The organism is Flavobacterium sp. (assembly GCF_036515215.1).
Taxonomy (GTDB): Bacteria; Bacteroidota; Bacteroidia; order Flavobacteriales; family Flavobacteriaceae; genus Flavobacterium.
Genome location: NZ_DATBVQ010000067.1, coordinates 1 through 10,967, shown reverse-complemented (window position 1 = coordinate 10,967; position 10,967 = coordinate 1). Strand labels below are relative to the sequence as shown.

Genomic DNA, 10,967 nt, shown 5'->3' with positions numbered 1-10,967 from the left:
GCATACGCCAAAACCTGGATTATTTTGTCATTCTTGATTTCCTCAGTCAATCCTATCCAAGTTTTTAAGGTCACACTCGCTTTCTCCACCTTACCGGTTTTGTAATCGATAATTCGGATGGTTCCGTTGCGTTCTTCAATTCTGTCAACATTTCCCTTTATCAAAACAGGAAACGGTAAGCTTGGATGTATTAACGTCCTTTGAAACGTTTCTTCTAAAGCGAGTATTTTGATCGCATCGCCAGATTTAATACTTTCCAACTCCACTTTCAAGAAATTGGAAACGTTGCGTTTAGCCACTTCAAAAGCCAGTAAGTTTCGTCCCTTTTTGATTTCCCCTTCTTTGTAAACCGCTTTAAATTGCTTTAAAACCTCAGCATCTATTTGTTTGAAGCAATTCTCTATGTCCTGTTCAGATACAAACTTCCCGATAAAAGGTTCGTACAACACCTTCAAGGTTTCGTGTATGATCGTTCCTAAAGTATTCAAGGCGATATTCTCTTCCACTTCTTCGACCTCTCGAATACGTAAAATCTTTTGGAAATAAAACTGAATCGGATTTCGGATATAACTCGTCAATGCCGAAGGGGAAAAACCAACCGTCGCAATCTCTTTCAGCCGAGTCATCACAGCTTCTGATTTTTGAATTACCATTGGCGTATAGGCCGTTTCGGGTAAAACCGCGTTGTATATTTCGTGAGATAAATTATGATTGTGTTGTTTTTCGACTTCCAATTGCGTGATAAAACGGCTTTTTTCGCCAGCATCCAACCCTTCACTTTCGGTGTTGTAAAGCAAATAAATATTCTTGGCGCGTTGTAATAAATGGTAAAAATGATAGGTATAAATAGCATCTTTCTCTTTAAATGTAGGCAAACCTAACTCGCGTTTGACGTCATATGGAATAAAGGAATTCTGGGATTTACCCGCAGGAAATTTCCCTTCGTTCATGGAAGTTACGATTACGGTATCAAAATCCAGCACACGGCTTTCCAAGACACCCATGATTTGCAAACCGTTCAATGGTTCACCTTCAAAAGAAACCTCGGCCAAATCAATTACTTGCTTATAGATAGCGTGTAAAGTGTCTATCTTATCGATATGTTCGTGCTGGGAGTAATAACTGATTAGTTTGTTTATCACTTTAAAAATAGCAAAAACAAAGGCCTTCGTTATCTTTTCCTCCTCGCTATCATTACTCAAATTATCTTTAATCCTTAGCAATAACTTAGATACCGTTTCTAAAACCGGAATTGAACCCTTTTCCCATTTTTCGAACAGCAACAGAAACAGATCCGTAGGCTCAGGATTTAATTCAATCAATTTATGATGGGTTATGAAGGTGTAATTATTTTGATTTATTATGTTTACCAATCCAGATGTTTTCGCGTAAGGTTCCACCAATGGATGAGTCAAAATATCCAACACATCTTTGTAATACAAAACATAGTTTCTTGCATTTCTGGACAAGGCATTCGTATGCATCTTGAACATTTTTGCAATCAATATTTGGGCGGGATTGTTTTTGCTTGAATACCCCATGGTAATATTCAAAGCGCCGACTGTCGATGGCAGCGAATATAAAAGAGGAACTAAAAGGTTTTCTTCTCCAAGAACTACCGCGACCTTATCTAAAGTTGTGGTTGGATTGTCGTTGATGATGTTTTCAATGATACTACCTGCTATTTTGGCCTGTCCGATTGTTTTTGGCGTGCCGATAACCTGAATGTTTTTAGATTGTGAAAAATCGTCCACGATCCACTCAAAAGGATTCGTCTTATAATGTTTCCAGCTTTCTTTAAATCGCCTTACAAACAATCCGGCATCGTGATACGGGTCATTAAGAAAGGTTTGATCGACGTCCCAGTAAATTTTGGCTTGATCAGCAGCCATAAGGTGCTGTATTATTTTTTCTTCGGCGGCATTCAATGCGTTGAAACCCGCGAATAGATATTGCTTGTCCTTGATTGAATTTGAAAAATGATTTAAATTTTCCACCGCTTCCCGATAAATTAATCCCTGATATCCAATTCCTCTTTTAAGGAGATGGGTATACAGCGATTTGTAATAATTGGGTAATAATTTCCAGAAGTCAATGTAATTTTCTAGCAGTTGGGTTTTGTTTTCCACTTCGATTCCCCATTTTTTGATATCCTCGATGTCTTTTAAGTAAGACAAAACGTGGGTAGGGTCTAATAAATAGCGGTCAATTTCATTAAAATCTTGAAGTAGCGTTTTTGCCCAATTGGCAAACAGCTCAAAAGACTGTTGGCCTGACATTTCAGTGACAGACAAATAGACTTCATGAAACTCAAACAACAGTTCGATTGGATCAATAGAGCGTATGCCCGAAATATCCTGAACAAAATCTTCAATACTGATAATTTCGGGGGAAAGAATATTGGTCTCTACTTGTTTTTTAAGTGCCTCGATTAAAAATATTTTTGCCCTTTTATTTGGCAGCACCACTATCGTATTAGTGAGATTGTCGGAGTAATTTTCTATTAAAACCTGCGCGATTTTATCTAAGAAAGAAGTATTTATCATTTCATAAAAATAAAAAAAACGCCCCGATAAATCGGGGCGTTTCCTATAAATATTTTAAGAAAAATTTATTCTTTTATTAAAGAAATCTCAACTCTTCTGTTGTGTGCTTTTCCTAAAGCAGTTTTATTAGTATCCATTGGTTTAGTTTCACCATATCCAGTATGCTCTAATCTATCAGCTTTAATACCATTTTCAATTAGGTAATTTTTAACTGCATGAGCTCTGTTCATTGATAAAGTTTGGTTCAATTCATTAGAACCATCGCTATCAGTATGACCTTCAATCAAGAATCTTGAATATGGGTATTCTTTCAAGATTTCAGTAATTGACACCAAAGTTGGGTAAGTTTGTTTTTTGAAACTAGCTTTTCCAGAATCAAACAAAATAGTTCTGCTATACTCGTTCAATTTCATCATAACCTCTTCTGAAACTTCAGGACATCCCTTGTTAGCAACAGTACCTTTAACTTCTGGACATTTGTCATCTTTATCTAAAACTCCATCCCCGTCAGTATCTGGCCAAGGACAACCTGCGTTTTCTTTTGGACCTGCAACAGTAGGACATTTGTCATCTTTATCGGCAACTCCATCTCCATCAGCATCTGGACAACCATTCAATGCAGCTAAACCAAATACATCTGGACAAGCATCATCTTTATCGGCAATTCCGTCTCCGTCAGTATCAGGACATCCTTTTAAAGCAGCTAAACCAAACACATCTGGACAAGCATCTTCGCTATCTTGGATTCCGTCACCATCAGTGTCAGGACAACCGTTGAATTGTTTTAAACCAGCAACATCTGGACAAGCATCATCTTTATCGTAGATTCCATCACCGTCAGTATCTTTTCCTCCAAATTTGAAAGTAAGACCAGCAGTATGCTGAAAATGTGATGGTGCATCAGGAGTACCTGAAGCATCTTCTCTGTCTGCTCCTAAAGCATATTTGTAAGACGTTTCGAGAGCCAAACCTACATTTTCAGTGAACCAGAAAGTTAATCCAGCACCAGGGTTTACCGTACCATAACTACTATCTCCGAAGAAAGTATAACCTCCACCTACGTGTAATGAAGGATCAATAACTTTAGAATTAATTAGGTTCATGAAGCTATACTTAACAGCAGCATCAATACCATAATACATTAAATTACCAGGATTAGAAACAACCATTCCGCGTGCATCAGCATTAGGCGCGGTAGGATCAAATTTCACATATTTCTCAATTTTGTTCACAGAACCCTGAACTCCAAAAGAGAAATCACTTCCTACGTATCTCGATAAGGTTATGTAAGAAACCGATGGAAGAACATTCCAATTGCTTTTTACATCGAATGGTTGCGAAAAATGCTGTTCGAAAAAACCCGTTCCATTATCTGCACTAGTTCTAGTGTCTACGGCATTCACTCCAAAGGAGATAGCCCATGGATTGTTACTGTCTTGTGCGTGAGCGCTTAAACCCATCACCATCATTACAGCAACTAAAATTTTGTTAAGATGTTTCATACTTAATTTTTTTGATTACAATTTAGTTAATTACACACAAAAGTAACACGTAAATTTTTAAATACAAAATGAAATGTTAAAAAAAACCCGTATAAACCCTTAAAAGTGGTAATTATATAACTTTGGAATTTAATTACACAACTTTCAGTGAGCGACCTACTTCAGTAAAAGCGTTGATCGCCTTGTCCAAATGCTCTTTTGTATGCGCAGCAGACAATTGAACTCTTATTCTTGCTTTATCTTTTGGAACCACGGGAAAAAAGAACCCAATCACATAGATTCCCTTCTTCAGCAATTCATCAGCCATAGTTTGAGATAATTTAGCATCGTACAGCATAACAGGCACAATTGCAGAATCGCCTTCGACAATATCAAAACCTGCACTTTTCATTCCCGCTTTGAAATAATTTGTGTTCCATTCCAACTTATCTCTTAAAGTAGTGTCTTTCTCCAGCAATTCAAAAACTTTAATGGAAGCCCCAACAATTGCAGGCGCCAACGAATTTGAAAACAAATACGGTCTGGAGCGTTGACGCAACAATTCGATTACTTCTTTTTTAGCCGTGGTGTAACCGCCCATTGCTCCACCCAAAGCTTTTCCAAGTGTTCCTGTTATTATATCCACTCTTCCCATCACTCCTTTTGCCTCAAGCGTCCCTTTACCGGTTGCACCTATAAAACCTGCGGCATGACATTCATCAACCATAACCATGGCGTCGTATTTGTCTGCCAAATCACAGATCTTGTCCAAAGGTGCCACAACACCGTCCATAGAGAAAACTCCGTCCGTAACGATGATTTTGAAGCGACTTCCCGTCTCGTTGGCTTTGATCAGTTGTTGTTCCAAATCCTCCATATTGCTGTTTTCATAACGATAACGCGCCGCTTTACACAAACGCACCCCATCAATAATGGAAGCGTGATTCAAGCTATCAGAAATTATAGCATCCTCTGCGCCGAACAAAGGTTCAAAAACACCCCCATTGGCATCAAAAGCGGCAGCGTAAAGAATCGTGTCTTCCGTTCCGTAAAATTCCGATATTTTCCTTTCCAAAGTTTTGTGAATGTCTTGTGTTCCGCAAATGAAACGTACTGACGACATTCCGAAACCATGAGTATCCAAAGCATCTTTTGCAGCTTGTATCACTTCAGGATGAGATGACAAACCTAAATAGTTATTGGCGCAAAAATTCAACACTTTCTCGCCTGTTGAAATCGTAATTTCTGCTCCTTGTGGAGAAGTGATGATTCTTTCTTTTTTGAAAATCCCGTTATCCTCTATCGTTTGCAATTCGTTTTGAAGATGTTCTCTAATTTTTCCGTACATTTTTTATCTTTTTTATAAATTTACTTTTTGCGAATAATTCATTTTTACCCTACAAATTTACTACATCGATTTGTTTTCCTATGTAAATCAATGATTTTTTTACGACTTTATAGCCCATCAATTCAATAGCATGTTGATAATTTTCTAGCTGTTTTTGATATTTTGCGTTATGGACACCCGTTTTATAATCCAATAAATATACTTCGTTCTCTTTATTCAGCACCATTCGGTCCGGTTTTATTGTACTGCCTTCTTTTCGAATAATGGTCTGTTCGTTCAGAATGGTATTCCCTTCCGCAAAAAAGAATTCCAATTCCTTATGATGGACAATATCCTGAATCGTTTGATACACCAACTCTCTTTGTCCAAAATTAATCAATCCGTTTTCGACAGCTTTATCGACAGCCAAATCCACGTCTTCCTTTGTTTTCACAAATGACAGGATTTCGTGCACCACATTTCCATACTCGATTGACTCCTGCTGATGCGTTCCCCACATTAAAGCTTCCCTTTGGGCAATTTTTATGTTTTTAGGATCTAAAGTTTCAGCTACTGTAATAATCTTTTTTGAAGTGTCAACATGTTTTGCATTTGAAGATAACTTCTTTCGGCTTCCAAATTCATATTCAAACTTACTTTCATCGAAACCACCGTAATTCATTAAATAATTAATAAAGAAAGTCGACATGTTATTTGTCTTCACTTCTCCTTTACTAGTCAAATTCATATTTGAAATAACATGTAATTGCTCCTCAGCACGGGTTAAAGCCACGTACAAAACATTGATATTATCTAATAATTCTTCCTGCTTTTTCTGACCGTAAACCGATTTTGCCTCTTTACCAAAACCTTCCACAGCGCTACTGCTGTCTATTAAAACCTTAGGCAAACCAAAATCCATCTCTTCCCCGTTTAACCATAACTTATCTTTGGGTTTCCTGCTATAATCCTCTTCAGCAAATGGCATGATTACCACTGGAAACTCCAATCCTTTTGACTTATGAATAGTCATTATTCGAACCGCATTGTTGCCCTCTGGTGACGGAATGCTAAATTTCTCCGAGTTCTTATCCCAAAAATTCAAGAAATCAGCAATTCCAGCTTGGTTCCTAACATCTCTTTCTAGAACTATGTCGAGAAAGTATTGAACATAAGCTCCGCCACCTTCGGCGAGGTTTGGCGATAGAAATTTGGATACAATAATCTCTACCGTTTCGTACAAGGATTTCTTTCGGATGTTTTGGAATAAAAGTGAAATATCAAAACTCGTTAACCAATTCTCGAAATCGGCTTCTTGTTTGTGTTCCATTCCTTTGGCGATGAAATCATGAACAGGCATTTTATCCTGAATATGTTCGGCGATGTAATGCAAAAAATAGGCTTTTGCTTCTAGGTCGGCGTTGTTTTTCAGATATTTTAATAAGTGGATGATCAAGCGAACTTCGGTTGCATTTTGAATCATCAAGGTTTCTGACGACAAAAGCGGAATCTTTTGTTCCGTCAAATAATTAGCAATTGCAATTCCTTGACTGCGTTTACGAGTCAAAATCACAATGTCTTTGTATTCAAAACCTTCGTGAAGCACTTTCTGGATGGTATTTAAGGTCGCCAAAACATATAATTCCGTTTTATCCAAAGCTTCCTCGTCATCTTCTGATGTTTCTACTTTCGGGATAAAGGAAATGTTGACATAGCCACCCGTTTTATCATTTGATTTTTGGTGACTGTGATTCTCATACAAGTCTTTGTAGTCAACATACTCAAATTCTAAAGAAATTAATTTAAAGAATTCGTTATTAAAGTCAATAACCTGAGAATAACTGCGGTAATTTTTATCTAAATGCTCCAGCTTTTTATCTGGATTGTTAAACGGATTATTGTCCTTACCCAGCTCGATAAATTGTTCGGCTTTTCCGCCACGCCAGCGGTAAATTGATTGTTTGGGGTCGCCCACAATCATCAAAGTCCCTTTTTCTCCAAAATCATCCTGGCCAGAAAGGGCATTATCAATCAACGGAATCAGGTTTTGCCATTGCATCTCTGATGTATCCTGAAATTCATCAATGAAGAAATGACGGTAGCGCTCGCCCAATCGTTCGTAAATAAAAGGCGCAGGCTGGTTTTGAATTTCGCGGTGAATAATGGCGTTAAACTCGGATATCGAAAGCACGTTCTGCTCTTCCTGAATTTTTGCCAATTCATTGCTCACCGTATTCAGCAACGAAAGCGGCGTTATATTTTTAAGAAAGGCATTATAGAAATCGCGTTTCTCAAATTTTTTATAAATGGTTCCCAGAATTTGGATTAACTCGGGTATTAGGTTTTCTATTAAAGCGCGGTCTTTTGCGGTCTTGTTGATCGCAATATCATCGAACTCAAGAAAGATTTTGTTTTTGGGGTTGTATTTTCCGTCACGTATGCTGACCAAGTGATTTGGGAAAGTTCCTCGAGAGAAAGATTTTAAATCAATTCCGTTATTTTCTATTAGCTCCAAAACTCCTTGGGCAAAATCGGCATTTTCCTTATCCAGAACTTTACAACTCTCCTTTAGTTTCTTCTTTATCTCTACGAATTCGGTAATGGATTTGTCATGGAAATGGGTGATTTCATTTCGGTGATTTTCATTCAGAACCAATCGGCCAGTGTCTAGGATTTCGCGAGAAATATCCCAAGACTTGTCGTCGTCCGTTTTTTCCATGGTGAAATCGATGAGTAACTTGGTCAAAGTCTCGTCTTCGCCCGCTTGCGCGATGATCGCGTCTACGGCTTCAACCAATAAATTCTCGGTGTCCAAAGTCACCTCAAATGTCATGGGCAAATTCAGGTCATGGGCAAAAGCACGAATCACTTTGTGCGTGAACTTGTCAATGGTCGAAATGTCAAAAGCGGCATAATTGTGAATAATGTGCTTGATGATTTGCTGGGATTTGGTTTTGATCTGAATGAGAGAAAGATCAGTATCAATAGCCAAATCCAGCATCAAATCATTTGCTTTTTGCGAAGGTTGGTCTTTGGCGAATTCGGACAAACTCCCCACTATGCGGCTCTTCATCTCATGTACCGCCTTGTTGGTGAACGTTATGGCGAGAATATTTCGGTAAGCGTCATTTTTATGCGCCACCAAAATAATTTTCAGGTATTCTTTGACTAATGCGTAGGTTTTTCCTGATCCTGCGGATGCGTCATATATGGAGAACGAAGGGCGCCCCACCCCAGCCCTCCCCGAAGGGAAGGGAGCCGAAACTGGATTTACTGTATGTTCTGAATTGCTACTATTTTTCATGGTGATTTTATGTCTGAAAAGGTTTTTTGCGTAAAAAATACTCTCCATTATTGTTGAAAAAGCTCTTTAATTGCAGCGCCGTATTGCCAATGATGATATCCCTAGCCCTGATGGAAACGGCATCCTTTCCTGACGGGGTTCGGCAGGAAAGATAGAGTGTACAGCAGGAAAAAGCTTCTGAAAAACAACTGAAATATTAGGTTGCTTTTAAAAATTGTTTGTTTAATGTTTAAAAGTAGTATTTTTGCGCTATGGAAACAAATAGACAGAAAAAAATAGGTGGGGTTATCCAAAAAGATTTGGTTGACATTCTGCAAGGTGAAGTGAGAAAAAACGGAGTAAGTAATTTAATTATTTCGGTATCCAAGGTTACGGTAACTACAGATTTGTCTGTTGCCACAGTTTATTTAAGCGTTTTTCCCCAAGACAAAGCAAAAGAGATTTTGGAGGCGGTTAAGTCGAATGCTAAAACAATAAAACATGATTTATCACAAAGAGTGCGTTTGCAATTGAGAAAAGTGCCTAATTTGGTTTTCTTTATTGATGACTCTTTGGACTACATTGAAAAAATTGACAATGCTTTGTCAAACAGAGACAACCCAATTGAAAACAGGGAGCTTTTAGACAAACGCAAGTTGATATAATTTGAATTTTCCCCTTTACATAGCCAAACGTTACATTCGTAGCAACAGTAAAAACAATGCCATAAATATCATAAATCGCATCGCGAGTATGGGAATCATTGTTGGCGCGATGGCTTTGTTTGTGGTCCTGTCCGTTTTTAGCGGATTGAAAGTTTTCAGCCTTTCGTTTACCAATGATATCGATCCGGATCTAAAAATAAGCAGCACTTTAGGGAAATCTTTTTTTGTTACTCCCGAACAGGAAGCGCAAATCAAAAAAATTGAGGGCATTGCCTCTTATTCCAAAATAATTGAAGAACGCGTTTTGTTTGTTTTTGACGACAAGCAAGAAGTTACTTATTTGAAGGGTGTTGACCCCAATTTCAGCAAAGTCAACGCAATCAAGAAAACGCTTTACAACGGACAATGGCTTGAGCCCGACAGCGATCAAGTAGTTGTAGGCTATGGAATTGCACAAAAATTCTCGATGGGCTTATTGGATTTCAACAAAAACCTAGAAGTTCTGGTGCCAAAACCAGGAAAAGGCACTGTTGAAAATGCAGAACAGGCTTTTAATAAAAGTGAAGTTTATCCCGTTGGAATTTACGCTATCAGTGAAGACCTAGACTCCAAATATGTTTTTGCCGATTTAGGTTTGGCCCAAGAATTAATGGAATACAAATCCAACCAAATTTCAGGAATCGAGATTAAAGAAAAAACTGGAGCGGATGAAGGTGCCATTATCGACAATCTGCAAACCATCTTCAAAAATAAAATTATCGTAAAAAACAGGGCTCAGCTCAATGAATCCTTGTATAAAATGCTGAATACGGAGAATATCGCAGTTTATTTAATATTTACTTTGGTGATAGTTGTGGCACTTTTCAACCTCATCGGTGCACTGATTATGATGATTTTGGACAAAAAAGGGAATTTGAAAACGCTTTTTAATCTGGGGACAGAAATCAAGGATTTACGAAAGATATTTTTGCTACAAGGAACGCTGTTGAGTATTTTCGGCGGGATTATCGGACTGGTTTTAGGAATTATAATCGTTCTGCTGCAGCAACATTTCCAATTGGTTATGATTACACCGACACTGGCTTATCCAGTTGTTTTCACCTTAGAAAACGTGCTGATAGTTATGGGAACGATTGTCAGCCTTGGCTTTATTGCTTCGTTGATTGCGAGTAGCCGAGTGAGCAAGAAATTGTTGGATTAGTATATTTCATATAGATAAACTGCAGTTCGTCTCTAAGTTAGAAACAGTATCGTTTTATTATAAAAAACCCGACAGGTTTTAAAAACTTGTCGGGTTTGAATGTTATAAAAATCTAGCTTCTAAACGACCTCATAACCGGCATAAGCCTGCTCGATCTCATTCAGAACTGCGAACAATTCTTCGGGACGATCCAATGTCACCAATTGCTGTTTGAACGGTTTAAAAGAATGGATTCCTTTGAAGTAGTTGGTGTAATGTGGTCTTGTTTCCACAATCCCCAATCTTTCTCCTTTCCATTCCATTGCCCAAGTCAAATGGTTGCGCACCGCTTCCACTCTATCACTAACAGTTGGTTTAGCCAAATGCTCGCCTGTTTTGAAGTAATGTTTTATTTCGTTAAAAATCCAAGGGTATCCAATTGCGGCACGACCAATCATGATTCCGTCGATACCGTATTCGTTTTT

Annotated in this window: 7 protein-coding genes; 2 read left to right on the top strand and 5 right to left on the bottom strand. The window is 38.1% G+C overall.

Annotated features, from left to right (window positions below; all coding sequences use genetic code 11):
• The 4 genes from VIH09_RS05200 to VIH09_RS05185 all read right to left on the bottom strand — a co-directional run.
• Positions 1 to 2,546 (bottom strand): PD-(D/E)XK nuclease family protein (locus tag VIH09_RS05200; protein ID WP_331578586.1); only part of this gene is annotated, 2,546 nt, incomplete at its 3' end.
• A gap of 65 nt (positions 2,547 to 2,611) precedes the next feature.
• A complete protein-coding gene (locus VIH09_RS05195; RefSeq protein ID WP_331578584.1) occupies positions 2,612 to 4,048 on the bottom strand; it encodes an OmpA family protein in 1,437 nt (478 codons plus the stop codon).
• A gap of 133 nt (positions 4,049 to 4,181) precedes the next feature.
• Positions 4,182 to 5,375: a glycine C-acetyltransferase gene (gene kbl / locus VIH09_RS05190; protein ID WP_331578582.1), complete on the bottom strand. Its 1,194-nt coding sequence runs from the start codon at positions 5,373 to 5,375 to the stop codon at positions 4,182 to 4,184.
• 49 nt (positions 5,376 to 5,424) lie between these two features.
• Positions 5,425 to 8,586: a UvrD-helicase domain-containing protein gene (locus VIH09_RS05185; RefSeq protein ID WP_331578588.1), complete on the bottom strand. Its 3,162-nt coding sequence runs from the start codon at positions 8,584 to 8,586 to the stop codon at positions 5,425 to 5,427.
• Between the two features lie 323 nt (positions 8,587 to 8,909).
• Between VIH09_RS05185 and rbfA the strand changes: the two genes are divergently transcribed.
• Both rbfA and VIH09_RS05175 read left to right on the top strand, forming a co-directional pair.
• Positions 8,910 to 9,302, top strand: coding sequence for a 30S ribosome-binding factor RbfA (gene rbfA, locus VIH09_RS05180; RefSeq protein ID WP_331578580.1), 393 nt, complete (start codon positions 8,910 to 8,912; stop codon positions 9,300 to 9,302).
• 1 nt (position 9,303) lies between these two features.
• Entirely contained in the window at positions 9,304 to 10,503 is a 1,200-nt protein-coding gene (locus tag VIH09_RS05175; protein WP_331578578.1) for an ABC transporter permease, read from the top strand.
• Between the two features lie 119 nt (positions 10,504 to 10,622).
• Here VIH09_RS05175 and VIH09_RS05170 read toward each other — a convergent pair.
• Positions 10,623 to 10,967: tRNA-dihydrouridine synthase (locus VIH09_RS05170; protein WP_331578576.1), on the bottom strand; the 345-nt coding region annotated here is incomplete at its 5' end.